Origin of the sequence: Saccharopolyspora dendranthemae (genome assembly GCF_007829955.1) — a bacterium.
GTDB classification, from domain to species: Bacteria; Actinomycetota; Actinomycetes; order Mycobacteriales; family Pseudonocardiaceae; genus Saccharopolyspora; species Saccharopolyspora dendranthemae.
In genome coordinates this window covers 1,113,423-1,137,886 of record NZ_VIWX01000002.1, presented here as the reverse complement: position 1 = coordinate 1,137,886, position 24,464 = coordinate 1,113,423, and the positions used below count along the sequence as shown (strand labels likewise).

The window sequence follows — 24,464 nt, the reverse complement described above, 5'->3', positions numbered from 1 at the left end:
AACCGCAGAGGCTTCGCGCGCGATTCCACAGTGGACCGCGTGCCCGTGGGGAGGCGTCGTGTCGGGTGTGATCCAGGGCTTCGGCGTCATCGGCGCCATCGTTCTGATCGGCTACGTGCTCGGGCGCACCGAGGTGCTCGGTGAGAGCGGGCGCGACGTCCTGACGAAGATCTCCTTCTACGTCGGCACCCCGGCGCTGCTGCTGCAGATGCTCTCGGAATCCGACGTGCGCGTGCTGTTCTCCACTCCGCTGCTGGTCACCGCGCTGAGCACGGTCGCGGCGGCCGGGCTGTTCGTGCTGATCGCGCTGTGGCGGCGGTGGAACGTCCGGCGCACCACCATCGGAGCGCTGTGCTCCAGCTACGTCAACGCAGGCAACCTCGGCATCCCGGTCGCGGTCTACGTCCTCGGCGACGCGAGCCTCGTCGCCCCGGTGATGCTGTTCCAGCTGCTGGTGATGACGCCGATCGGGCTCACGGTCATCGACTTCGCGCAGGCCGGCGAGCAGTCCTCGGTGTGGGTCCGGGTACTGGCGCCCTTCCGGAACCCGATCGTCATCTGCTCCCTGCTCGGCGTCTCGTTGTCGCTGCTGGGCTGGCGAATCCCGGTCCCGGTCGCCGAGCCGCTGACGTTGCTGGGACACCTGTCGGTGCCCACCGTGCTGCTCGCCTTCGGCATCTCGCTGCGCGGCTCGCAGCTGCCGGCAGGGGGTGCTGAGCGCTGGCCGGTGCTGGTCTCGGTGGCGCTGAAGTCGTTCGTGCACCCGGTGATCGCCTGGTCGGTCGGCGCGGGGTTGTTCGGGATGGAGGGGGCTCCGCTGTTCGCCGCCGTGGTCATCTCGGCGCTTCCCGCCGCGCAGAACCTGTTCGTCTACGCCTCGAAGTACAACGTCGGCGTCCGCCTGGCCCGCGAGTCGATCCTGCTCTCCACGATCCTCTCGGTCCCGGTCCTCGTCACAGTCACAGCCCTGCTGGGCTGATCCCTCCCGCCCGGACGACGCGGCAAGTCCCAGTTTTAGTCATAACCGAGCCATGATCATGTCCGAAATGTCGGCTCAGTTTGGACTAAAACTGGGAGCGGGCGAGGTCACGGCCTCCGGGTGAGCGGGGGAGGGGTGTGGGCCTTGACGTCGGGGAGGGGGTTTTCGGCCGGCTCGACGTCGACGTGGGTGCGTTGGCCGGCGCAGCCCTGCGAGAGGCGGGAGGCGGGGACGTCGGCGGTGAGGACGTTGGGGTTGCCGTGCGCGCAGAGCTCCTGGCCCGGGTGCTGCGGGTCGGGCTGCGGATCGAACCACGCACCGGTCGAGAGCACGGCGACACCCGGCCGGAGGCGATCGCTGAGCACGACCCCTGCGAGGCAGGCCCCGCGATCGTTGAACACCCGCACCACCGAGCCCTCGGCGATCCCGCGCGCATCGGCGTCGCGGGGATGCAGCGTGATCGGCTCGCGCCCCGCGACCTTGGAATCCCGGCTGACCGCGCCCACGTCGCCCTGCCCGTGCAACCGGGTCCGAGGCTGGTTGGCGATCAGGTGCAGCGCTCCGCCGCGTTCCGCGGGCAGCCACGCGGGATGACCGGGGCAGTCGTCATACCCGAAGGAAGCGACCTTCTCCGAGTGCAGCTCGATGCGCCCGCTCGGCGTGTGCAGCCGGTCCCGCTCGGGGTCGCGCCGGAAGCGCACCAGCGGCGGGTCCTCCGGGACCTGCGGGAGCCGGACCTCCCCGGCCTTCCAGAACTGGTCGAACTCCGGCAGGTGGTGGCCCTGGCGGGCGAGCTGGTCGCGCCACCGGGTGTAGAGGTGCTCCACCCATCCCCGAGCGCTGCGCCCCTCGGTGAAGCGCCGGCGCACGCCGAGCCGCTCGGCGAGCCCGGCCAGGATGGTGAAGTCGTCGCGGGCCTCGCCGACGGGGTCGAGCACGCGGTGCATCGCGGTGAGGTGCGTGGAACGCCGTCCCGCGCCCAGGTCCTCGCGCTCCAGGGTCGTGGTCGCCGGCAGCACGACGTCGGCGTGCCGGGCCGTGGCCGTCCAGTGCGTCTCGTGCACCACGACGGTCTCCGGCCGGGCGAACGCGCGGCGCAACCGGGTGAGGTCCTGGTGGTGGTGGAAGGGGTTGCCGCCCGCCCAGTGCACCAGACGGATGTCGGGATAGGTCAGCCGCGTGCCGTTGTAGTCGTACTCGGCTCCCGGGTGCAGCAGCATGTCGGCGATGCGCGCGACCGGGATGAACGTGCCGACCGGGTTGGCCCCCTGCGACAGCGTCGGCAGCTGCAGCACCGGGCCGTCGCCGCCGACATCGGCCATCGAGCCGTAGCCGTGCCCGAAACCGCCGCCCGGCAAACCGATCTGACCCAGCATGGCCGCGAGCGCGATCCCGGCCCACACCGGCTGCTCACCGCGCACCGCGCGCTGCAGCGACCAGGTGACGGTCACCAGCGTCCGCCCCGCCGCCATCCGGCGGGCCAGCTCGCGGATGTCGACGGCCTCGACACCGCAGATCCCGGCGGCCCACTCGGGCGTCTTCGGCACGCCGTCCGATTCACCCCGCAGGTAACCGGCGAACACGTCGAAACCGGTGCAGCAGCGCTCCAGGAACGCGCTGTCGTGCAGGTCCTCGGTGAGCAGCACGTGCCCCAGCGCCAGCTGCATGGCCACGTCCGTGCCGGGTTCGATCGAGTACCAGCGCCCGCCGCCGGGAGCGTCGTCGGCCAGCGGGCTGATCGAGGCGACCTCCACCCCGGGGTCGGCCGTCGCGGCGGCGGTGCTGTGCCGCGCCACACCGCCGGGGTTGACCGAGGTGTTCTTCACCGGCACACCGCCGAAGGCGACGATCAGGTCCGTGTGCTCGCGCACCGTCGCCCAACTGTCGGCGTAACCGAGCACGGCCGCCGAGCTGCCCACCACGTGCGGCAGCAGGATCTCGGAGGTGCCGAAGCTGTAGTTGCTCCGCGAGGCCGTGTAGCCGCCGATGGTGTTGAGAAAGCGGTGCAGCTGGCTCTGCGCGTGGTGGAAGCGACCGGCGCTGCTCCAGCCGTACGAGCCGCCGTAGATCGCTTCGTTGCCCGATTCGTTGCGCACCCGGTCCAGTTGCGCGGCGACCAGGTCGAGCGCGGTGTCCCAGTCGACCTCGACGAACTCCTCGCGGCCGCGCTGCGACGACGGCCCGGGACCACCGGTGAGCCAGCCGCGCCGGATCGCCGGGCGCTGCACGCGCGTGGTGTGCCGGGCGATGCCGGGAACGTTGCCGAGCAGAGCCGACGGTGCCGGGTCGTCAGGATGCGGGCGGACCTGGACCCCGCCGTTGCCGTCGGCTGCGGCCTCGTAGGCGCCCCAGTGCGCGGTCGTCGGCACCCACTGCTCGGTCGACATCCCGGTTCCTCTCCTGGCCGGGCGCGTTCCGACCTGCGAATTCATGGTCCTTCGCGATGCTACCGGGGCTCGGTGAACGTCACCGACGCCTCCGCCGCGACCTGGTCGGAGCGCACCGACATCGCGCCGTCCTCGTCGCCGCACACCAGCACCGGGTCCCCGGAGAAGACCGGGCGGCGAAGCCGGTAGGACACCTCGCTGATGCCGCCGTGCTCCCGCGCCAGCTCGGTCATCAGCAGGACCAGCAGCGGACCGTGCACCACCAGCCCCGGGTAAGCCTCCACTTCGCGGCAGTACGGCTCGTCGTAGTGGATGCGGTGGGTGTTGGCCGTCAGCGCGCTGAACCGGAACAAGCGCGTCGGATCGCCTGCGAACCGCCGCTGCCACGCGGCGTCGGAAGCGGGGAAGTCGGTGGGCGGCAACCGGGTCGGGTTCTTGGTGTCGCTCTCACCGCTGCGGTAGGCGTAGTCGACCTCCTCGGTGATGCGCAGCCGCCCGTCCTGGTGGATCTCGCGGTGCTCGGTGACGAAGGCCATCTCGCCGGACCGGCCCTGCTTGACCGTGACACCGCCCAGCTCGGTGGTGCGCTCGGCGGGCACTCCCAGCCGCAGCGGTTCGGTGATGGTGATCCGGCCACCGGCGAACATGCGGCGCCGGTCCGGCACCGGCGGCAGGAAGTCACCGGCCAGCGGGTGCCCGTCGGGACCGAGCTCGGAGTGCGGTGGCCAGGACAGGAAGTGCACCCAGTGCCACAGCGGCGGCAGGACGTCCACCGGCGCCGAGGTCTCCAGCGCGTTGGCCAGCGCGCTGGACTGCTCAGGCGCCAGGGAATCGTGCTCGACCACCGGGCGCGGACGCCAATCCCGCAGGTATTCCTCCAGCACCGAATCCTCCTCCTCGGGCTCTTCCGCTGACCTGGCCATGCAAACACGAGTGCGCGCCGGCTGGGGACCGCGTCCTCAGCGGACCGTGCCGAGCTGGCTGCGGTGCAGGTTGTCGTCGGTGAACCGCTGGGAGACGGCGTGCAGGATCTCGGTCATCGCCACGGTAGCCGGGGTCGGGTCGCGGTAGGCCATGCGCGCCAGCAGGATCCGCCGGGTCGGTGCGGGAACGTCGGTGGCGAAGTTGAGCAGTCGCACGTCGTTGCGCCGGTTGGTCAGCGCCAGCCGGGGCGCGATGGCGATCCCGAGCCCTGCCGCGACCATCGCCTGCGCCTCCTGGTAGTCCTGGGACTCGTAGGAGATCATGGGCTCGAACCCGGCCAGGCGGCAGCTGCGCCGCAGCACCTCGGCCACCGGGTGGTTGTCGGCCCGGATGATCCACTGGTGGTCGGCGAGGTCGGCCAGCCCGATGGAGGGCTCGTCGAGCAGTTCCGAGTTGGCGGGCACGACCAGCACCGTCGGGTCGTCCAGCAGGTGGTCGATCGCCAGCGCGGGGTCCTGGATGCGGTTCCACTCGTAGTCCCACAGCATCGCCAGCTCGATCTCGCCCGTGTGCAGCAGCTCCAGCAGGTCGGCGAGCAGCGCGGAGTGCACCGTGGTCCGCAGGCCCGGGTGCTTGCGGGAGAACCGGGTGAGGGCCAGCGGCAGCAGGGAAGCGCTGGCGGTGGGGAAGGATCCCAGCCGCAGCGTTCCTCTGTCCAATGTGATCAGGGAATCCAGATCCGCTTGCGCTGCCCGGAGTTCGCGCCGGATCGACCGGCCGCGCTCGGCCAGTGCCGCTCCGGCGTCGGTCAGCCGGACACCGCGCGGCTGGCGGTGCAGCAACGGCTGGCCGACCTCGCTCTCCAGCCGGGACATCTGCTGCGAGGCGGCGGAGGGCGTGATCGCGAGCGCCTCGGCGGCGGCTGTCAACGAGCCCCGTTCGGCCGCCTCCACCAGCAGCAACACCCTGCGGACGTCGAGCACGGGCACCTCCGCCGCTCAGTAGGGGTTAGCTGAGCTTAAGTCGGGATTAGACATCGGACATTGTACTCAACCCTTCCGCGGGTCACGGTGAACGCCGAAAGATCCGCTCTGGAAGGAAGTTCCCGGTGCACGTTCCCGCAACGCTGGTCCGCGGTGGCACCAGCAAGTGCTGGCTGTTCGACGAGTCGTCGCTGCCGACGACGATCGATTCGGCTCCGGCCGAGCTGGAGGGCCTGCTCGTCAGCGCCTACGGCGCGGCCGATCCGGTGCAGCTCGACGGCGTGGGAGGCGCGACTCCCACCACCTCCAAGGCCGCCGTGGTGCGTCGCGCGGTGACCGGTGACGTCGACGTGGAGTACCTGTTCGGGCAGGTCGGCATCGGTGTCGGCCGCGTCGAGTGGGGCAGCAACTGCGGCAACTGCGCCACCGCGATCGCGCTCTGGGCGGTGACCCGCGGGATCGTCCCGGTGAACGGGGATGCGACCCGGGTCCGGCTGCGCAACGTCAACACCGGCGCGGTGCTGGAAGCGGTCGTGGACACCGCCGGTGGCAGGGTCCACGAGTTCGGCGACCAGACGGTACCGGGCACCCGCGCCGGCGGAGTCGCCGTCGGCCTCACCTTCCTGGACCCGGCGGGACGCAGCACCGGTTCGGTGATGCCCACCGGCCGCGTCGTCGACGAGCTGATCTTCGCCGGCCGCCCTGTCACGGCCAGCCTGATCGACGCGGGTGCACCGGTGGCGCTGCTGGACGCTGCGGAGGTCGGGTGCACCGGGGCCGAGACCATCGCCGAGATGCGCGACCTGGTCGCGCCGCTGCGGGCGGTGCGCGGACGGGCTGCGGACCTCATGGGACTCACCGGCCCGGGAACCGATCCCGGTGACGCGATCCCCAAGATCGGCCTGGTCGGCGAGCCGCGCGGGTACCGCAGCTCCTTGGGCGACGAGATCGATCGCGCCGACCACGACGTGTCGGTCCGGATGCTGTCGATGAACTCGCCGCACCCGGCCATCGGACTCACCTCCGCGGTCGGCGTGGCGGTCGCCGCGCTGCAGGAGAAATCGGTCGTGCACGAGGTCGCCACGGCGTCCGGTCAGACGGTGCGGATCGGAACTCCCGCCGGGGTCGTCGAGGTGACCTGCACCGACCTCGTCGGAGCGGTGCCGCGACGGGTCACCGTGCGCCGCGCGGCCCGGATCCTCTGCGAGGCGGACCTCCTGGTGCCCGACCTCGCCACCGCCTAACATTCGCCGAACTCGAAGAGCATGGGACAACGATGTCTGCTGAAATGATCTCCATCTGCGCCTTGGGCGTCATGTTCGTGGTGGCCACGGTGTTGCCCATCAACATCGGGCTCCTCGCCTTCGTCGGGGCCTTCCTGGTCGGGACCTCCGCGCTCGGGCTCAGCGAGGACGAGATCTTCGAAGGGTTCCCCGTCTCGCTGTTCGTCACCATCGTCGGTGTCACCTACCTGTTCTCGGTCGCCCAGCGCAACGGAACCATCGACGTGGTCGTCCGCACCGGGATCAAGCTGGTCCGGGGCAAGGCGGCGCTGATCCCGTGGGTGCTGTTCGCCGTTGCGGCGGTGCTCACGGCCTTCGGCACGTTCACCCCGGCCGCAGTGGCGCTGCTGGCTCCGGTGGGCCTCAACTTCGCCCACCGCTTCGGGCTCAGCCAGCTCATGGTCGGCATGATGGTGATCAGCGGTGCGCACGCCGGGGCGTTCTCCCCGATCGCGGTGTCCGGCGCGCTCGTGCTGGGAATGGTCGAGCAGACGCCGCTGAACATCTCGGCGTCCGCGCTGTTCGCGGCCAGCTTCGGGTTCAACCTGCTGCTCTCGCTGATCACCTTCTTCGCCTTCGGCGGTGTCGGGCGGGGTGGCGGTGCGGCTGCCACGACCGAGGGCGAGGACGAGGCCGCTTCGGGCATCACCTGGCGCCAGTCGGTGACGCTGGTGGCGCTGGCCGGCCTGGTCGTCGGGGCGTTGGTGTTCCACCTGGAGATCGGGTTCCTGGCGCTCCTGGCGGCCACCGCGCTGACGCTGATCGACATCCGCAACCAGGCCAAGGCCGTCGACGGCATCAGCTGGTCCACGATCCTGCTGGTCGCGGGCATGGTGACCTACGTCGAGATCCTGGAGAAGGCGGGCACGATCGAGGCGATCTCGCACGGAGCGGCCGACATGGGCGCACCGCTGTTCGTGGCGCTGCTGCTGTGCTTCGTGGTGGCGATCGTGTCCGCGTTCGCCTCCTCCACGGCGATCTTGACCGCCATCATCCCGATCGCCGTGCCGCTGCTGCTGTCCAGCCACCTGAGCGCGGCCGGACTGGTGGCCGCGCTGGCGGTCTCCACGACGATCGTGGACACCTCGCCGTTCTCGACCAACGGTGCCCTGGTGCTCAGCAACGCCAGGGGAGTCGACCAAGCGCGCTTCTACCGGCAGATCATCGGGTACACGGCCGGGATCGTCGGTGCGGGTCCGGCGCTCGCGTGGGGATTCCTGGTGCTGCCCAACGCGTTCTGAGGCTCCGGTGCGACGAGCGGGTGGTGCCTTCCGAGAGGCGCCACCCGCTCGTCGCGCGGTCACCTCAGGTAGACGCGGTCCGGGTCGACTTCGTCGCGCAGGAGGTGGAGTTCGGCTTCCGAGGGCGGGGTGATCGTGGTGAGGTCGTCGGCGACCTGCAGCTCCCACCCGGTGGCCGCGCGGACCTGCTCGGCCGTGACACCGGGGTGGACGGCCACCAGGCGCAGCTGTTCGCCGACGTCGTCGCGGGCGAGGATGCCGAGCTCGGTGATGACGCGGGTGACCCCCTTGCCGCGCGGGCGGATTCCGTCGGCGATCGCGCGGTCCGGGCCGGGGGAGGTGCAGAAGTCGAGCTCGGCGGTGAACGAGCGCGGATCGTGGCGGCGCATCACCACGAAGACCTCACCTGAGTTGGCCATGACCTCCATGGCGCCGCCCGAACCGGGCAGCCGGACGTCGGGGGCGTGCCAGTCGCCGATCACCGAGGAGTTGAGGTTGCCGAAGCGGTCGATCTGCGCGGCGCCCAGGAACCCGACGTCGATCCGGCCGCCCTGCAGCACGTACCCGAACAGCGCGGTCATCGGCAGCACCGCTTCGGAATCGGTGATGAGCACGGCATCGGCGATCGTCTCCGGCAGCTGCGCGGGATGCGCGCCGCAGACCCCGGACTCGTAGACGATCTCCACGTCCGGGGACACGGTCTTCTGCGCCAGCGACACCGCCAGCGTCGGCAGCCCGATCCCCGCGAAGACCGTGTTCGCGCCGGCGAGTTCGCGTGAAGCGACCGAAGCCAGCAGCTCCGACGACGTGATCGACATGATCCTCCTCAAAGCCTGCGGCCGTAGTTGACCGGCTCGCTCCACGCCTCGCCGACGGCCAGGGCCTCCCAGCGCTGCTCACCGAGCTTGGCGACGTACTCGGAGTGGTCGGAGGTGCCCAGCACCCACTCGTCCAGCCACTCCCGCAACCGGGTCTCGTCGGCGCTGATCCGCGACCACTCGCGGTAGAACTCGCCGTCGCGGTCGTAGTAGCCCTGCACGAACGCCGGATGCGCACCGCGCGGGCACTCCACGACCGCGTCCACCGCGTGCGCGGGGATCACCGTGCGGTTGGGATCGGAGCGGATCACCTCGTCGGCCACCACCTCCTCGACCACCACGATCGCCCTGCGCGCGGCGTAGACGGCCTCGGCCTGGATACCGGTGAGACCCCAGATCTGGGTGTTGCCCGCCCGGTCCGCGCGCTGCGCCTGCACGATCGTCACGTCCGGGTTCAGCGGCGGCACCACGTAGATCTGCTCCTCGCCGCCGTCCGGCCCGGGGAAGGGCGAGGTGACCTTGCGGATGCCGGGGTTGATGCCCGGGACGTCGCTGCCCGCGTAGGAGCGCAGCGGGTAGAACGGCAGCCGCTGGGCCCCGGCCAGGTAGCGGCAGATCATGCCGTAGTGGCTGTGCTCGGAGAACTCCAGCGCCCCCGCCTCGACCCTCCGGCGCAGCTCGCCGAGCGAACCGGCGGTGGAGTTGCCGACGAACGAGGAGATCAGCCCGCTCACGCAGTCACCGGCGATGAGCTGATCGGTGATGACGTCGGCGGTCATCCGCGCGATGGTCAGATCCCGGCGTCCCTGCCGGATGATCTCGTGCCCGGCCGCGGTCGGGATCAGGTGCGTGAAGCCCTCCAGCGACACCGTGGCGCCGTCGGTGACGAACTCGGCGATGGCGTCCCGCATCGATCTCGTCTTGTCCGGCTTGCTGACCTGCGACATCGATCCCCCAGGGGTTCCGGTCCTCCGCCTGCGCCTCAGCCTGCCACCCCGGATTGAGACAGGTCCAATACCGAATTAGTGTCAGATCTAGAGCAGGGATGAATAGATCGGAGTTCGGTGTGGAGCTGCGCTACCTGACCGCTTTCGTCGCGGTCGCGGAAGAACTGCACTTCGGTCGCGCCGCCAAGCGCCTGCAGATGGCCCAGCCGCCGCTGAGCCAGCAGATCAGGCAGCTGGAGAAGGAGCTGGGCGTGCGGCTGTTCGAGCGCAACACCCGCTCGGTCCGGCTGACCAACGCCGGTGAGTCCTTCCTGGAGCCCGCCCGCGCCGTGCTCGACGACGTCGAGGACGCGATCGGCGCGGCCAGGGCCGCCGGGCGAGGGGAGCGCGGGCGGGTCACCGTCGGGTTCGCCGGTGCCTCCAGCCACGAGGCGCTGCCGGTGCTGACCCGCGCCGTGCGCGCCGCCCACCCCGGCCTGGAACTGGTGATGCGCGGCCAGACCTACGCCGACGTCGCCCTGGCCAAGGTCGCCGACGGAACGCTGGACCTCGGTTTCGTGCGACTCCCGGTAAACCGGCCAGGGGTCAACACGCGCGTCATCGAGGTCGAAGAGCTCATCTGCGCGCTGCCCACCGATCACCGCCTGGCCGAGCTGGAGCGCGTCCCGATCGCCGAGCTCGCCGCCGAGCCCTTCGTCAGCTTCCCCTCCAACGCCGGGTCCACGCTGCGCGATGCGCTGGTGAAGGCCTGCGTGGCAGGGGGTTTCACCCCGCGCGTGGTGCAGGAGGCGCCGGACTCCTACACGATCCTCGCGCTGGTCGCGGCCGGGGTCGGTGTCACGTTGACGCTGACCTCCTGCCAGCACATCCAGCAGACCGGCCTGGTCTACCGGAAGCTGGCGGGCAGGCCGACCCGCCTGCGAGCGGCTCTGGCCTGGCGCGAGGACAACAGCAACGCCGCCCTGCACACCGTTCTCGACATCGCCGAGGCGGCCCTGCCCACGCCCGATTGATCAGGACCGCGTCTCAATGCCGCGATGATTTCGTATTGGACGCCTCCACGTCCGGACTGCCACCGTTTCCTCGATCACCGGGTTCGAAGGGGAACGCATGAGCAGCGCACGCACGGCGAACCGTGCCGGGGTGGGAGCTTTCATCGGCTCCACCATCGAGTGGTTCGACTTCTACATCTACGGCACCGCCGCGGCGCTGGTCTTCGACGAGGTCTTCTTCCCCGAGCTCTCCGGTGCGCTGGGCACCCTGGTGGCCTTCGCGACCTTCTGGGTCGGCTTCCTGGCCCGTCCGCTGGGCGGCGTCATCTTCGGTCACGTCGGAGACCGGTTGGGGCGCAAGAAGACCCTGGTCATCACGCTGCTGATGATGGGCGTGGCGACCACTGCCATCGGCCTGCTGCCCGGCTACGCGCAGATCGGGGTGTGGGCGCCGATCCTGCTGGTGAGCATCCGCATGATCCAGGGCATCGGGCTCGGCGGCGAGTGGGGCGGCTCGGTGCTCATCGCCTCCGAGCACGCGCCCCGGGGCAAGTCCATCCTCTACGGCGCGTTCGCGCAGCAGGGTTCCCCGGTCGGCAACACGCTGAGCACCGTGTGCTTCCTGCTGATCAGCAAGCTCCCCGAAGCCGACATGCTCAGCTGGGGCTGGCGAGTCCCGTTCCTGGCCTCGGCGGGGTTGGTCGTGGTCGGCCTGTTCATCCGGCTGCGGGTCACCGAATCCCCTGCGATGGAACGGCTCATCTCCTCCAGGAGGACCGCGAAGCTGCCGGTGTGGGAGGTCGTCCGGTCGCACCCGGGCCTGCTGGCCCTGGGCATCGGCGCCTGCACCATCGGCCTGTCGGCGACCTACTTCAAGTCGACCTTCGCGCTGTCCTGGGCGACCAGCGACCTCGGCTTCGCCAAGCCGGACTTCCTGACGATCATCCTGGTCGCCAACATCACCCAGATCCTGGTGCAGCCCTTCGGCGCGGTCATCGCCACCAAGATGCGCAGCCTGTCCCGCGCGGTGACGTGGATGCTGCTGCCGGAGGTGGTCCTGCTGCCGATGATGTTCCTGCTGATCGCCACCGAGAACTACTGGCTGGCGATGGTCGGCGTCGCGGTCGCCACGGTGCCGCACTGCCTGTACTACGCGGCGATGGCCGGAATCCTCGCCGGTCGCTTCCCGGCCGAAGTGCGCTACACCGGACTCTCGCTCTGCTACCAGCTCTGCGGCACACTGCTGGGCGGGACCACGCCGGTGGTCGGCCAGTTCCTGCTGGGCGCGTCGGGCTCCATCAACGTCGTCATCGCCTACGCGCTGTTCCAGGTGCTGCTGACGTTGGGCTGCATGCTGTTGCTGCTGCGCAGGCCCAGCTACGACGAGCGCGACAACCCGGGAGGCAACGGTGACCGGAGCACGCTGGACTCGACGGCCGGAAGGGTCCAACTGGGGTGATTTCGGCCCCGACGACACCGCGGGGCGGATGAACCTGCTGACGCCGGAGCGAGTTCGGGCCGCGGCGGCGGAGGTGCGCGAGGGCCTCAGCCGGACGCTGAGCCTGCCGCTCACGCTGCCGGGCGGGAACGCATTGAACCCCAACCGGTTCCCGCCGGTGCTGCGACCGACCCGGCGCTACGGGGAGATCAACTTCAACTACGAGCTGCGCGCCAAGGTCGACGGAACCACCGACGTGCTCTGCGACGATCTCGTCGTGCTGCACCTGCAGTACTCGACGCAGTGGGACTCCTTCGCCCACGCCGGGGCGCTGTTCGACGCCGACGGCGATGGGATCCCGGAACCCGTCTTCTACAACGGATTCCGCGCGGGAGAGCACGTCGTCGGACCGACCGAACCGGCCGACGCGGGGGTCGGAGGCCCGCACGAGGGGACCACCTCGACGGGCGGGCCCCTCGGCATCGACTCCCTCGCCCGCACCGGTGCGCAGGGGCGCGGCGTGCTCATCGACCTGCGCCACCACCTCGGGGACGGGCGCGAGCTGGTCGGCTACGACACCCTCGCCGAGATCATGGCCGCCGACGGGGTGGAGGTCGAGAAGGGCGATCTCGTGTGCCTGCACACCGGTTTCGCGCAGCGCATCGTCGAGATGAACGGCGACCCCGATCCCGACGTCCTGCACGGGGCGTGCGCGGCCCTCGACGGGCGGGACGAACGGTTGCTGCAGTGGATCACCGATTCCGGGCTGAGCGCGATGATCGCCGACAACTACGCCGTCGAGAACCTCCCGTCGCGGCAGGCCGACCCACCGGCCCCGGCTCTGCCGCTGCACCACCACTGCCTGTTCAAGCTCGGCGTGCACCTGGGGGAGCTCTGGCACCTCACGCCGCTGGCCGAGGACCTGCGACGGCTGGGCCGATCCCGCTTCCTGCTCACCGCACCACCCCTCAACCTGCCCGGAGCGGTCGGTTCCCCGACGACCCCCGTCGCCACCTTCTGAGGTTCTGCGCTCGGGCGGTCATGGCCAGTCGAGAGCTCGGCGGGATTCGAAGCGCCGGAGCTCTCCGGTGCGCGGGTCGGTGAACTCCAGCGAGCGGGCCAGGAGTTGGAGCGGGTCGGTGAAGTCGTCGTCGGCCTTCGGCCGGACATCGGGGTAGAGGTCGTCGCCGACGATGGGCAGGCCCAGCGAGTTGAGGTGCACGCGGAGCTGGTGGGTGCGTCCGGTGCAGGGGTGCAACCGGTAGCGGGCGAAGGGCCCGCGGTGCTCCCGGAGCTCGATGCGGGTTTCGGCGTTGGGCTCGCCCGGTTCCTCGACCGCGGCCAGCACGCCCCGGTGCTTGGTGATCCGGCTGATCACGGTCCGGGGGAACGTCAGGTGCGGGTCGTGCGGGGCGATCGCCTCGTAGACCTTGTCGACACGCCGGTCGTGGAAGAGCGTCTGGTACGCACCGCGCAGCGCCGGGTCGATCACCAGCAGCAGCACTCCGGCCGTGGCCCTGTCCAGCCGGTGAGCCGGCGAGAGGGCCGGTAGGTCGAGCTGCGTGCGCAGGCGGACGAGGGCGGTCTCGATGACGTGTCCGCCGCGCGGAGTCGTGGCCAGGAAGTGCGGCTTGTCGACGACCAGGATCTGCTCGTCGCGGTGCAGCACCTCCAGCTCGAACGGAACCGGTTCCTCCGGTGCGACATCGCGGTGGAACCACACGAAACCGCCGGGCCGGTACGGGTCTTGCGCGCTGAGCGGTCCGTCGTGAGTGACGAAGCGCCCGGTGCGCAGCATCTCGTCGACGACCTCCGCCGGCACCTTCGAGAGCCGGTCGACGAGGAAGTCCCGGACCCGGTCCCAGTGCCCGTCGGTGGGCAGGTGCAGCCGGACCGGGTCGAGGCCGTCGCGCTGGGGCAGCGGTGAGCGGAGCTTGCGGCGCATGGTCGGACCAGCATAGCCACAGGTCACAGGCTCATCTTGTAGCCCTCGTGGGAGGCGGTGAAGCCGAGCCGGTCGTAGAAGCGGTGCGCGTCGGTGCGCTTCTTGTCGGTGGTGAGCTGGACCAGCGCGCACCCGCGCCGCCGGGACTCCTCGACCGCCCAGCCGAACAGCGCGGCGCCCAGTCCGCGGCTGCGGTGCGCGGCATGCACCCGCACCGCTTCGATCTGGGCGCGCAGCGCGCCTCGGCGGGCCAGCCCGGGGATGAACGTCAGCTGCAGGGTGCCGACGACGAGCCCGTCGGGGTCCTTCACCGCGACGAGCAGCTGAGCGGGATCGGCGTCCATCGCGGCGAACGCCTCCCGGTAGGGCGCGAGGTCGGTCGCCGATTCCCGGCTCGACCCGAGCTCGTCGTCGACCAGGAGCCCGACGATCGACGGGAGGTCGTCCTGCGCGGCTCGGTGGACCCGGTACTCCACCGAGCCGACCAGCAGCGGTGCGGCCACGTCGCTCATCCCAGCAGCTTCGCGACGAACCACCCGACGCGGCTCACCTTGCGGATCTGCGGATTTCCCTCGATGCCGTGGATCTCCCACTGCTGGCCGCACTCCGGGCACCGCCACAACCCGATCTGGGTGGGCACCTCGCACGGATGGCCGCGTCGACCTCGTCTCATCTCTTGATCTCATCACATCCGCGGCTCCGCGGGGTGATGAAGGCGACGGCCGAAACGGTGACTTTGTGCCTTAACCCGTGGGGCGCGGCGTCCGTAGCTTCGGCGTGGTGAGCCAAATGAGCAGAGGCGTTCGAATCAGTCGCGGTACTCGCAGGACGGGTCCTGACACGCGTGGTTGAGGCCGGGCAGGGGAGGGGTTTCCACCCGGCCGCCCTTGCCCACCGTGAGGCCTGCGATGACGCCGCCGGCCGCGCACAGGGCGGCCGAGATGTGCAGGGCGGTGGTGAACCCGGGTCCCAGCGGAGCGCCGTCCCCGGTACCGGTCAGCCCGGCGACCACGGGCAGCACCGCCACCGCGAGCAACCCGGCCAAGCGGGAGATCGCGTTGTTGACCCCTGAGGCGACGCCACCGCGTTCCGGCCCGACCGAGCCGAGCACGGCCGCGGTCAGCGGCGCCACGGTGATGGACAGTCCGAGCCCGAACACCAGGAGACCGGGCAGCACCCCGCTCAGGTAGGTGGCGCCGGTCTGGGCGCGGGTGAGCAGCAGCAGCCCGGCCGCGCAGCCGAACGGACCGATCGTCATCGGGATGCGCACCCCGGTGCGCTGCGCCAGCGCGCCGACTCGGCCGGAGAGCAGCAGCATGATGATCGTGATCGGGAGCGTGGCGATGCCCGTTTCCAGCGCCGAGTAGCCCATCGACTGCTGGAGTTGCAGCGACAGCAGGAACAGCGCGCCGCTGAGCGCCGCGTAGACCGCCAGGGTCACCGCGTTCGCACCGGAGAACTGCGAGGAGCGCAGCAACGACAGCGGCAGCAGCGGGCTGGGGTGGCGGGCCTCCAGCATCGGGAACACCACGAGCGAGGTGACACCGACCACCGCGGCCGTGGTGGACAAGGGGTTCCAGCCGGTGGTGGGGACCTCGATCAGGGCGAAGATCGTCCCGGTCAGCCCGGCGGTGACGGCCACCGCACCACCGATGTCCAGGGGACCGGTGGCGTCGGGGTCGCGGGTCTCGGGGACGTGGCGCAGCGCCAGCAGCGCGGCGGCCGCGATCGGCACGTTGATCAGGAACACCCACCGCCAGGAAGCCGCGTCGACCAGCCAGCCCCCGACGAAGGGGCCGATGGCCGAGGACACGCCGGTCAGCCCGGCCCAGCGGCCGACGGCCTCGCCGCGGTCGTCCGGGTCGATCGAGGCGTTGATCAGCGCGAGGCTGCCGGGGACGAGCAGCGCCCCGCCGACGCCCTGCACCAGCCGCGCGATGATCAGGACCTCGCCGGTCGGGGCGAGCCCGCAGCCCAGCGAGGCGAGGGTGAACACCACGAGCCCGAGGGTGAACACCCGTCGGCGGCCGTAGCGGTCGCCCAGCACGCCGCCGAGCAGCAGCAGGGCGCTCAGGGTGAGCAGGTAGGCGTCGAGGACCCACTGCAGGACGCGCAGGCCGCCGCCGACGTCGCGGCCGATGGCCGGCAGCGCCACGTTGACCACCGATCCGTCGAGGAACGCGACCCCGGAGCCGAAGATGGTGGCCAGCAGGATCCAGCGGCCGGAACGGGAGCGAAGCGCAACGGCAGTGGACACGCGCCGACGATAGGCCTCCCGTCCGTCGGGCGAAACTCGCTCCCGCGCGTGCCGGACGTCCCTAGCCGGTGAGCGGCACGGCCAGGCCCTCGGCGGGCAGGTTCGAGGCGATCGCGTCGGGGGAGTAGCGGCGCAGCAGCCCCAGGCCCAGCTGGGCGCGCCGGACCCGCTCGCGGCCGAGCGCGACGGCGGTGCCGGTGAGGTGGGTGCCGCTGGGGTAGATGTTCGGCGCGTTGCGCAGGCCGAACTTGACGTAGACCGGCGCGGCGACGCGGACGATCTCGGCGATCTCGAAGTGCCGGACGAATCCGCCCATGTCGTCGGGGGCTTCGACGTAGACGTCCAGCGGCAGGTCGGTGGCGGCGCGGAGGGCGGCCAGCTGTCCGATGCTGAGGTCGGTGGGCACGTTGTAGGTGTCGGCGCCCAGGTCTTCGGCGATGCGCACGGACGCCGGGTTCGCCAAGCCCATCTGGACGCTGATCTTGAACTGCAGCTCGGGCGGCAGATCGCCGGCCTCGCGCATCGCCGAGGCGACCTTGAGCACGCCCAGATCGGTGATCAGCACGCTGCGGATGCCGGATTCGGCGGTGCGGCGGACGTCCTCCAGCACGTGCACCAGCTGCTCGGTCCCGCGTGCCTGCGCGGCGACCGGGGCGCCTCCTGCGGAGGCCGCCATCGCGCCGATGTCCCAGCCCGCCAGCGGTCGTGCGAACAGGCTCAGCTCGATCGCACGTCCCGCGGCGGTGGCGGCCATGGTCGCGAGCTCGTCGTCGGTGAGCAGCATCCCGCCGCTGCCCTGGGAGATCCGGTGCACGACGACTCCGCGCGCGTCGGCCTCGGCCAGCACCGCGTCGAGCACGTCGGGGCCCTCCGTGCTGGGAATCTCCACGCGGTACTGGGCGCCGTCGGGGAATCTCTTGCCGCTGGTGGCCGCGGTGTCGTCGGTGGGCAGACCGAGGGTTCGCAGGAAGTCGCGTGTCTGGCGCACCTGGGATTCTCCGTTCGACATTCCGAACAACGTTCGCAAAATCGTATGATCGCGACCGAGGAGTGGTCAATACGACAGCTCGAACGTCGATCGAAATCAGGTACGATGTTCGAAATACCGGTCAGCACCGGGTTGGTCCGAGTGGAAGGAGCGGCAGCGTTGGCACGAGCGGTACCGGCCGTGGAGCGGGCGTTCGACGTCCTCGAACTGTTCCTGGAGACCGATGAGCTCAGCGCGCCGGAGATCACCGCGCAGCTCGGTCTGCCCCGCACCACGGTGCACGAGTTGGTCGGCACGCTCAACGAGCGGGGCTACCTGATGCCCACCGGGCGCGCCACCAACAAGTACCGGCTGGGCGTGCGCAGCTTCCAGTTGGGCTCGGCCTACGCCGAGCGGTTGGACCTGGCCAAGGAAGGGCAGCTGGTCGCCGAGGAGATCGCCGAGCGCTGCCAGGAGACCGTCCACGTGGGCGTGCGCGACGGCGCCGACGTCCTCTACGTCTCCAAGGTCGACAGCAGCCACCCGGTGCGGATGGTCTCCGCTGTCGGACGCAGGCTGCCGGCGCACTGCACGGCCCTGGGCAAGACGCTGCTGGCCTCGCTGCCTCGGGCCGAGGTCGAGGAGATCTACAGCGGGCACAAGCTCGACGCGATGACCGAGCACAGCATCACCAACCGCAAGGCGCTGCGCAAGGAGCTCGACGAGATCGCCGAGAACGGCGTGGCCCGCGAGTACTGCGAGTCCAACGAGTCGGTCGCGTGCGTGGCCTCACCGGTCCGCGACACCAGCGGCGAGATCGTCGCCGCCATGAGCATCTCGGTGCCGATCCTGCGCTGGAACGACGAAACCGAGGCCGCACTGCGCGATCTCGTCCGCGAAGGCGCCGCCGCCCTGTCCGAGAGGCTGGGCCACACCGCCTGATTCAACGGGGTTTTCCAGTGTCGGTGTGCTTGGCGGTGCGGGTGGCGGAAATCCCCGCAGGGGACGACACCAGCGGCTACCACCGACTCTGGAAACAAACCCTTCAGTGCCGGACGATGACGACCGGGCACTTCGAGTGCAGCGCCGAGCGCTGGCTCACCGAACCCAGCAGCGCGCCGTAGAAGCTGCCGTGGCCCCTGCTGCCGACCACCAGCAGGTCGGCCTCGGCGGAGGCGTCGATGAGGGCCTGGGCGGCGTGCCCGTGCACCAGCTCGCGCTCGATGGTCACCTCCGAATCGGCCTGCTGGAACTCCGAGACCGTGTCGTCGAGGCATTGCCGGGCGGAGTCCTCGAAGTCGTCCGGCGGCATCGGGCCGCCCTCCCAGGAGTAGAACGCCGGGAACTCCCAGGCGCTGATCGCGCGCACCGAGGAGCCGGTGAGCGCGGCCTGCTTGAGCGCCCAGCGCATGGCGCACTTCGAGGGTTCCGATCCGTCCACGCCGACGACGATCCTGCCGTGGTCCGTCATGACGACCTCCCGAGTTGGCCCTGCCCCCATGGAAGTACGCGCGGGCGATCCAGTCCAGTCCGCTGTCATAGCGCGGCGTGTCGGATCGATGCGTACCCGCGCCGGTGACACGAACGGGTTGGGGCGAGGGGATTCCGTTGTGATCGCTGATCTCCGTCCGCTACCGATGAGTCGCATCCGCGCCATCGACCGACGAGGAGCGACATGACTTCCAGCCAGACCGGGCGATACCTGGTCCTACTCGAGGACGACTCGACGATCATCGGCACCCGGGAGCTGACCCGCTTGACCGGGATCCGGTGCGCCAACACCGCCGACGCGGCCGGAGCGGGACCCGGTGAGCTGTTCAGCAGCGCGGGCGGGATCGTGCTGCACCAGCTCGGGGTCGCCCTGATCGACGCCGACGATGAGCAGTTCGCCAACCTGACCCGTGCGGCAGGCGAGTCCGGGCCGATCGCCGGGATCGAGGCCGAGCGCAGGGTGTTCGCGATCGGCCAGCCGGCACCACCGGCGGAGGGCGAGTTCACCTGGGGGCTTCAGGCGGTGCGCGCCGATGCGGCCACCGCCACCGGAGCGGGCGTGCGGGTGGCGGTGCTCGACACCGGCCTGGACGAGCAGCACCCCGACTTCGCGGGCCGGGACATCGTCACCGGTGCGTTCGTCGACGGGCAGAGCGCCCACGACGGCCACGGGCACGGCACGCACGTGATCGGCACCGCGTGCGGACCGCGCACCTCGCAGGCGGGCCCCGGCTACGGCATCGCGCACGAGGCGAGCATCTACGCGGGCAAGGTCCTCGGCGACGACGGATCGGGTTCGGACAGCGGAATCCTGTCCGGCATCGAGTGGGCGATCTCCAACAGCTGCTCGGTCGTGTCCATGTCGCTGGGCGCGCCCACCCAGCCCGGCCAGCCGTACTCCGAGGCGTTCGAACGCGTCGCGCGTCGCGCACTGGAGCGCGGAACGCTGATCATCGCGGCAGCGGGCAACGAGAGCCAGCGCTCGGCGGGCGTCATCGCCCCGGTCGGGCACCCGGCGAACTGCCCGTCGGTGATGGGCGTGGGGGCGGTCGACTCGCAGCTGCAGGTCGCCGACTTCTCCTGCGGCACCGTCGACGACGTCGGGCAGGTCGACCTGGTCGGGCCGGGCGTGGACGTCTACTCGAGCTGGCCGGGCGCCGAGCGCTACCGCAAGCTCGACGGCACGAGCATGGCCACGCCGCACGTCTCGGGCATCGCCGCGCTGCACGCGCAGCAATCGCCGGATCGCTCGCGGGCGCTGTGGACACGGCTCACTCAGTCGGCACGGCGGTTGCCGCAGCCGGGCACCGACGTCGGCGCCGGGATCGTCCAGGCACCCTGACGGGGAAGCGCGGGCGGCGGGTCACTGCTCGCCGCCCAGCTCGTCCTCGATCGCCCTGGCCGCGACCCGCGTGCAGTTGCCCAGGTCCTCGGCGGCGGCCGCCGCCTGGTCGAGGGCCACGTGCACCGCGGGCGGTTCGGAACCGCCGCCGCCGCTGTCGGCGGCCAGCAGGTCGAGCTGCCGAGCCAGCCTCGCGCTCGCCGCGCTGAGGTCCAGCAGCGCGTCACGGGCCCTGGCCGCCTCCACCGGGCTGCCCGCGATCGCGCGGGTGCCCTCGTGCAGGCGCTGACCGGCGACGGTGATCATGTCGGCGGTCGCGTTGACGTCGTGCCAACTCGTGGGTCGTGCGTTCATGGTCAGGCTCCCCGGTGTCGAACAGGCAGGCGTCGTGCAACCCGGCGCCACCAGCCGTGCTGCCCTGGTACTACCCGCGAGACCGGGAACCCAAGCCTCCGCGCACCGCGCGCGAGACGAGCACCACACCGGCCGCTCCGGCGGCCACGGCCAGCCGGCGCGAGACCGGTACCGCGATCCGCCTGCTGAACACGTCGTATCCCGAAGCGACGACGTGGTCGAGGATCTCGCCGTAGAGCACCGACGCCGTGCGCACGCACGGGCGCGATTCGGGCGCCAGCATCTGGATGCCCGGCTCGGCGGCGCGGTAGTGCGCGCGGGTCCGCGCGACCTGGTCGGCCAGCGCGCGCCGGACCGGTCCGTCGGCACGCCCGCGACGGCGGCACCACAGCAGCCGTTCCCGGTCGACGCCGAAGACGGCCAGCTCGTCGGCGGGCAGGTACACGCGTCCCCGGTCGAGGTCCTCACCGACGTCGCGCAGGAAGTTCGTCAGCTGGAACGCCACGCCCAGCGCGGCGGCCGCGGAGCGGGCCTCGGCGGCGGGGCCGACCGTGCCGAGCACGGGCAGCAGCTGCATCCCGATGACCGCGGCCGAGCCGTGCACGTACCGCTCCAGTTCGGTCCTGCTCGGGTATTCGGCCACGGTGAGGTCCATCCGCATCGAGGACAGGAAGTCCTCGAACAGCACCGGGTCCACCCGGTGCTGTTCGACGGTGTCGACCAGCGCCGCCAGCACCGGGTGCTCGCTGGTGCCGGTCTCGAGCGCCTCCCGCAGCCGCCGGTCGAGCTCGTCGAGGCGGTCGGCGCGCTGGGCGGTGGTGCCCTCGCCGACCTCGTCGACGATGTCGTCGACCCAGCGGGCGAAGCCGTAGAGCGCGTGGACGGGAGGACGCCGCGACGGCGGCAGCAGGCGGGTCGCGAGGAAGTAGGTGCGGCCGTGCTCGGCGTTGAGGGCCCGGCAGCGCAGGTAAGCCTCGCGCAGAGCGGCGGGAACACCGGCGGAGTCGAGTTCACGGCGTGCTCCCACCGCCAACCAGGCACCCGCGTCCATGGCCAGATCTCAGCACATCGCGCCCGCGCCGGTGGCGTCGGTGGCGGGGTGAGGTGAACGGGGTCACGTGCGGGGACCGCCGGGCACGAGCCGCCTCTGCAGCGCCCGCGCCCGGCGGATTTCACACGCGGAATCCCCTCTGCGTCCCGCGCGCCCGTGGGCCGCGCACCAAGGGCTGCCCACGGGAACGGGACCGGCCCGGCACGCACCCATGACGCGAGATCGCCGAACTATTTCCGCACCGCTTCCGAACAGGCGATCTGCGGGACGCACCACGGGTGTGGTGAGCGGTCAGGACGCCTTGCGGGCCCCCTGGCCTGCCTCGGCCACGGCCTGCTCCAGGTCGGCTCGCTTCATCTTCGACCGGCCCTTGACACCCAGCTGCTTGGCGCGGTCCTCGAGCTCGGACTTGGTCAGCGACGAGAGGTCCTCGGCCGGTGCGGGAGAACGGCCCTTGCGCGCCTCGTCGACGCTGCGGCGCAGCGCCTCGGTGAGGTCGATGACGTCGGTGGGCTGCGGCGGCGCCTCGGCCGCCTGCACCTCGCCGCCGCGCGCCTTCTCGGCCAGCAGCTCCTCGACCTGCTCGGTGTAGGTGTCGGAGTACTCCTCGGGCTCCCACTCGCCGCTCATCGACTCGATGATCGTGGTGGCCATCTGGAGTTCCTTGTCCGAGGGCTTGGACTGCTCGGGCTGGTCGCCGACCAGGTCGGCCGGATCGCGGATCTCGTCGGCGAAGTACAGCGTGTTGAGCGCCAGCACGTCGGTGTCGGCCCGCACGGCCGTGAGGTACTGCTTGCCGCGCAGCACGAACGTGGCGATGCCCGCCTGGCCGGTCTTCTCCATCGCGCGGCGCAGCAGGTTGTACGGCCGGAAGTGCTCCTTTGAGTTGGGCGCGAGCCAGTAGGTCTTCTGGAAGTGCACCGGATCGATCTCGGTGAGGTCCACGAAGGTGCTGATGTCGATGGTGCGGGAGCGGCCCGGCGCGATCTCCTCGAGCTCGGACTGCTCGACCGTGATGATCCCGTCGCCGTACTCGCGGCCCTTGACGATGTCGTTGAAGCCCACCTCGTCCCCGGTGGACTCGTTGACCCGCTTGTAGCGGATCCGGTCGGTGGTCCCGCGCTGGTACTGGTGGAAGGAGATCGTGTGGTCCTCGGTCGCGGCGTAGAGACCGACCGGAATGGTCACCAGGCCGAAGTTGATCGACCCCGTCCAGATCTTGCGCGGCATGATGTCGCCTCCCATCGCCCGGCACCGGCGTCGGCACCTCCCACGATGAGCCGGGGGGCACTTGATCGCATGGCTTCACCGCACCAGGCGGTGGGTCCCGTCCGGCAACCTGCGGGTGCGGCCGCGGCGCGCGAGCAGCTCCAACAAGGGAACCGCGACGCGACGCGAGGTGTCCAGCGCGCGTTTGGCCTCGCTGAGCGTGAACGGTTCGTCGAGCTCCTCCAGGTGCGGCAGCGCGGCGCGCTCGGCATCGGGCAGCAGCACCAGCGACGGGCCCAGGCGCAGCAGCGCACCGGTTCGTTCGGCGGCGGCGAGCTCCCGGTCGCCGATGCCGAGCTCGGCCAGCTCAGCGGCGGTCGGCGCGCGGAACGGGTGTTCCCGCAATCCGCTGCGCACCACCTCCACCGCGCGGGCGACGTGCTGGGGCAGGGCGCTGCCCCCGTCTCCGAGCCGGCCACCGCCGAGCGGGATGCCCGCTTCGTCGGCGACGTCGGCGAGCAGCGCGGGGTCGGGGAGATCCAGCGCCCGGATGGCCGCCCCCGAGGGCATCCCGTCCTCCAGGGGGTGAGCGCTGCGGTGCTCGGCGCAGACCACGCGCAGCCGCGCGGCGAGCTCGGACCGGCGCTGCTCCGACATCAGCCACCGGCCGCCGGCCGGCGGTGCGGCTCCCATGGCGGTCAGCTCCGCGGCCCGCACGATGCCGCGTCGGCGCAGTTCGTCGGTCCAGTCCGGGGTCCCGGTCAGCTCGGAGAGGACCTCGGCGCGCAGCCGTGCCGCACCTCGGCGGTCCAACGGCGGAGGGCGCACGTCGAGGACGGTGACCCCGCCCCGCACCAGGTGTCCTCCGGGGTCGCGCAGCAGCGCGCGATCCCCGATCCGCAGCGGCAGCTCCTGCGCGAGCGTCAGCCGGGCGGTGTCGGCGCCCAGCGGGCGCGCCCTGGCGTGCGCAGCGGCCGAGCCGATGTGCAGGACGAGTTCGCGCGGCAGATCGCCGGCCGGGTGGACGCGCACGTCGAGCACGTCGGTGGTCAGCCACCGCTCCGGCGTGATCAGTGCGTGGCCGCGCCGGACCTGGTCGAGATCGACGCCGCGCAGGTTGGCCGCCACCCGAGCGGGAGCGGTGATCGACCCTTCGGCGGTGCCCAGCGCGTGCAGCGCGCGGATCGGAGCGTCGAGCCCGGTCGGGGTGATGCGCAGGTGGTCGCCGACGCGCAGCGTGCCGCCCTGCAGCGTTCCGGTCACGACCGTTCCCGCGCCCCTGATGGCGAAGGCGCGGTCGATCCACAGCCGGACGTCGGCGTCGGGATCCGGGGGAGGGAGGCGGTGGAGCATCGCGTCCAGCGCCTCGGTGAGCTCGTCCATCCCGGCACCGGTGCGTCCGCTGACCCGCACCGGCGGGATGCCGGCCAGGCTCGTGCCGCGCAGCCGCTGACGTGCCTGCTCCTGCGCCGGCCCGGGGTCGGCGAGGTCGCTGCGGGTGATGACCAGCAGTCCTTCGGAGACGCCCAGCGCGTCGAGCGCGTCGAGGTGCTCCTCGGACTGCGGCATCCAGCCCTCGTCGGCGGCGACCACGAACAGCACCGCGGGCACCGGGCCGACGCCGGCGAGCATGTTGGGCACGAACCGCTCGTGGCCCGGCACGTCGACGAAGGCGACACCGCATCCGTCGGCGAGCTCGGTCCAGGCGAAGCCGAGGTCGATGGTCAGCTGACGGCGTTGTTCCTCAGCCCAGCGGTCGGGTTCCATCCCGGTCAACCGCCGGATCAGCGTGGACTTGCCGTGGTCGACGTGGCCAGCCGTGGCAACCACGCGCATGAGACCTCCTCGAGGCTCTT

23 protein-coding genes are annotated in these 24,464 nt (G+C 71.2%); 8 read left to right on the top strand and 15 right to left on the bottom strand.

What is annotated here, in order from left to right; all coding sequences use genetic code 11:
- The first annotated feature begins 58 nt into the window (after window positions 1–58).
- The gene (locus FHU35_RS14040; protein ID WP_145739384.1) at window positions 59–979 is read left to right on the top strand and encodes an AEC family transporter; all 921 of its coding nucleotides are present in this window, start codon (window positions 59–61) and stop codon (window positions 977–979) included.
- 107 nt (window positions 980–1,086) lie between these two features.
- Here the strand turns inward: FHU35_RS14040 and FHU35_RS14035 are convergent, their stop codons facing one another.
- The 3 genes from FHU35_RS14035 to FHU35_RS14025 all read right to left on the bottom strand — a co-directional run bounded on the left by FHU35_RS14035 (window position 1,087) and on the right by FHU35_RS14025 (window position 5,273).
- Window positions 1,087–3,366, bottom strand: a complete 2,280-nt coding sequence (locus FHU35_RS14035; RefSeq protein ID WP_145739382.1) for a molybdopterin-dependent oxidoreductase — start codon at window positions 3,364–3,366, stop codon at window positions 1,087–1,089.
- Between the two features lie 59 nt (window positions 3,367–3,425).
- Window positions 3,426–4,250 carry an HTD2 family dehydratase gene (locus FHU35_RS14030; protein WP_246110288.1) on the bottom strand — a complete coding sequence of 275 codons (825 nt, stop codon included), beginning with the start codon at window positions 4,248–4,250 and terminating at the stop codon, window positions 3,426–3,428.
- A 75-nt stretch (window positions 4,251–4,325) separates the two neighbouring features.
- Entirely contained in the window at window positions 4,326–5,273 is a 948-nt protein-coding gene (locus FHU35_RS14025) for a LysR family transcriptional regulator (protein ID WP_145739377.1), read from the bottom strand.
- A gap of 125 nt (window positions 5,274–5,398) precedes the next feature.
- Between FHU35_RS14025 and FHU35_RS14020 the strand changes: the two genes are divergently transcribed.
- Together FHU35_RS14020 and FHU35_RS14015 are read left to right on the top strand one after the other, a co-directional pair.
- Window positions 5,399–6,517, top strand: coding sequence for a PrpF domain-containing protein (locus FHU35_RS14020; RefSeq protein ID WP_145739375.1), 1,119 nt, complete (start codon window positions 5,399–5,401; stop codon window positions 6,515–6,517).
- A gap of 32 nt (window positions 6,518–6,549) precedes the next feature.
- Window positions 6,550–7,797 carry an SLC13 family permease gene (locus tag FHU35_RS14015; protein ID WP_186459414.1) on the top strand — a complete coding sequence of 416 codons (1,248 nt, stop codon included), beginning with the start codon at window positions 6,550–6,552 and terminating at the stop codon, window positions 7,795–7,797.
- 59 nt (window positions 7,798–7,856) lie between these two features.
- Here the strand turns inward: FHU35_RS14015 and FHU35_RS14010 are convergent, their stop codons facing one another.
- On the bottom strand, window positions 7,857–8,615 hold the full coding sequence (locus FHU35_RS14010; protein WP_145739373.1) for a CoA-transferase subunit beta: 759 nt from the start codon (window positions 8,613–8,615) through the stop codon (window positions 7,857–7,859).
- An 8-nt stretch (window positions 8,616–8,623) separates the two neighbouring features.
- A complete protein-coding gene (locus FHU35_RS14005; protein ID WP_145739371.1) occupies window positions 8,624–9,562 on the bottom strand; it encodes a CoA transferase subunit A in 939 nt (312 codons plus the stop codon).
- Between the two features lie 119 nt (window positions 9,563–9,681).
- On the opposite strand from FHU35_RS14005, the gene FHU35_RS14000 reads away from it, so the two are divergent.
- The 3 genes from FHU35_RS14000 (at window position 9,682) to FHU35_RS13990 (ending at window position 13,013) form a co-directional block, all read left to right on the top strand.
- Window positions 9,682–10,575 (top strand): LysR family transcriptional regulator, encoded by an 894-nt coding sequence (locus tag FHU35_RS14000; RefSeq protein WP_145740043.1) that lies wholly within the window; start codon window positions 9,682–9,684, stop codon window positions 10,573–10,575.
- A 97-nt stretch (window positions 10,576–10,672) separates the two neighbouring features.
- Window positions 10,673–12,013 (top strand): MFS transporter, encoded by a 1,341-nt coding sequence (locus FHU35_RS13995; protein WP_145739369.1) that lies wholly within the window; start codon window positions 10,673–10,675, stop codon window positions 12,011–12,013.
- Window positions 11,964–13,013, top strand: a complete 1,050-nt coding sequence (locus FHU35_RS13990) for a cyclase family protein (protein WP_246110287.1) — start codon at window positions 11,964–11,966, stop codon at window positions 13,011–13,013. The genes FHU35_RS13995 and FHU35_RS13990 overlap by 50 nt, the downstream gene beginning before the upstream one ends.
- A gap of 18 nt (window positions 13,014–13,031) precedes the next feature.
- On the opposite strand, the gene FHU35_RS13985 is transcribed toward FHU35_RS13990, so the two are convergent.
- The 5 genes from FHU35_RS13985 to FHU35_RS13970 form a co-directional block, all read right to left on the bottom strand.
- Entirely contained in the window at window positions 13,032–13,937 is a 906-nt protein-coding gene (locus tag FHU35_RS13985) for a pseudouridine synthase (RefSeq protein WP_145739367.1), read from the bottom strand.
- A gap of 23 nt (window positions 13,938–13,960) precedes the next feature.
- Window positions 13,961–14,449, bottom strand: a complete 489-nt coding sequence (locus tag FHU35_RS13980; RefSeq protein WP_145739365.1) for a GNAT family N-acetyltransferase — start codon at window positions 14,447–14,449, stop codon at window positions 13,961–13,963.
- Complete coding sequence (locus tag FHU35_RS29290; RefSeq protein WP_186459413.1) at window positions 14,446–14,610, bottom strand: hypothetical protein; 165 nt, start codon at window positions 14,608–14,610, stop codon at window positions 14,446–14,448. The genes FHU35_RS13980 and FHU35_RS29290 overlap by 4 nt, the downstream gene beginning before the upstream one ends.
- Before the next feature lie 135 nt (window positions 14,611–14,745).
- On the bottom strand, window positions 14,746–16,194 hold the full coding sequence (locus tag FHU35_RS13975; RefSeq protein WP_145739363.1) for an MFS transporter: 1,449 nt from the start codon (window positions 16,192–16,194) through the stop codon (window positions 14,746–14,748).
- 61 nt (window positions 16,195–16,255) lie between these two features.
- Window positions 16,256–17,182 (bottom strand): U32 family peptidase, encoded by a 927-nt coding sequence (locus FHU35_RS13970; RefSeq protein ID WP_145739361.1) that lies wholly within the window; start codon window positions 17,180–17,182, stop codon window positions 16,256–16,258.
- A gap of 159 nt (window positions 17,183–17,341) precedes the next feature.
- On the opposite strand from FHU35_RS13970, the gene FHU35_RS13965 reads away from it, so the two are divergent.
- Entirely contained in the window at window positions 17,342–18,103 is a 762-nt protein-coding gene (locus FHU35_RS13965; protein WP_145739359.1) for an IclR family transcriptional regulator, read from the top strand.
- A gap of 103 nt (window positions 18,104–18,206) precedes the next feature.
- Here FHU35_RS13965 and FHU35_RS13960 read toward each other — a convergent pair whose 3' ends face one another.
- A complete protein-coding gene (locus FHU35_RS13960) occupies window positions 18,207–18,632 on the bottom strand; it encodes a universal stress protein (protein ID WP_145739357.1) in 426 nt (141 codons plus the stop codon).
- A gap of 204 nt (window positions 18,633–18,836) precedes the next feature.
- On the opposite strand from FHU35_RS13960, the gene FHU35_RS13955 reads away from it, so the two are divergent.
- Window positions 18,837–19,994, top strand: a complete 1,158-nt coding sequence (locus FHU35_RS13955; protein ID WP_145739355.1) for a S8 family serine peptidase — start codon at window positions 18,837–18,839, stop codon at window positions 19,992–19,994.
- 21 nt (window positions 19,995–20,015) lie between these two features.
- Here FHU35_RS13955 and FHU35_RS13950 read toward each other — a convergent pair whose 3' ends face one another.
- The 4 genes from FHU35_RS13950 to selB form a co-directional block, all read right to left on the bottom strand.
- Window positions 20,016–20,348 (bottom strand): hypothetical protein, encoded by a 333-nt coding sequence (locus FHU35_RS13950; protein WP_145739353.1) that lies wholly within the window; start codon window positions 20,346–20,348, stop codon window positions 20,016–20,018.
- Between the two features lie 70 nt (window positions 20,349–20,418).
- On the bottom strand, window positions 20,419–21,399 hold the full coding sequence (locus FHU35_RS13945) for a phytoene/squalene synthase family protein (protein ID WP_145739351.1): 981 nt from the start codon (window positions 21,397–21,399) through the stop codon (window positions 20,419–20,421).
- 291 nt (window positions 21,400–21,690) lie between these two features.
- Window positions 21,691–22,629 (bottom strand): non-homologous end joining protein Ku, encoded by a 939-nt coding sequence (ku, locus tag FHU35_RS13940; protein WP_145739349.1) that lies wholly within the window; start codon window positions 22,627–22,629, stop codon window positions 21,691–21,693.
- A gap of 75 nt (window positions 22,630–22,704) precedes the next feature.
- Window positions 22,705–24,444: a selenocysteine-specific translation elongation factor gene (gene selB / locus FHU35_RS13935; protein ID WP_145739346.1), complete on the bottom strand. Its 1,740-nt coding sequence runs from the start codon at window positions 24,442–24,444 to the stop codon at window positions 22,705–22,707.
- Window positions 24,445–24,464 lie beyond the last annotated feature (20 nt).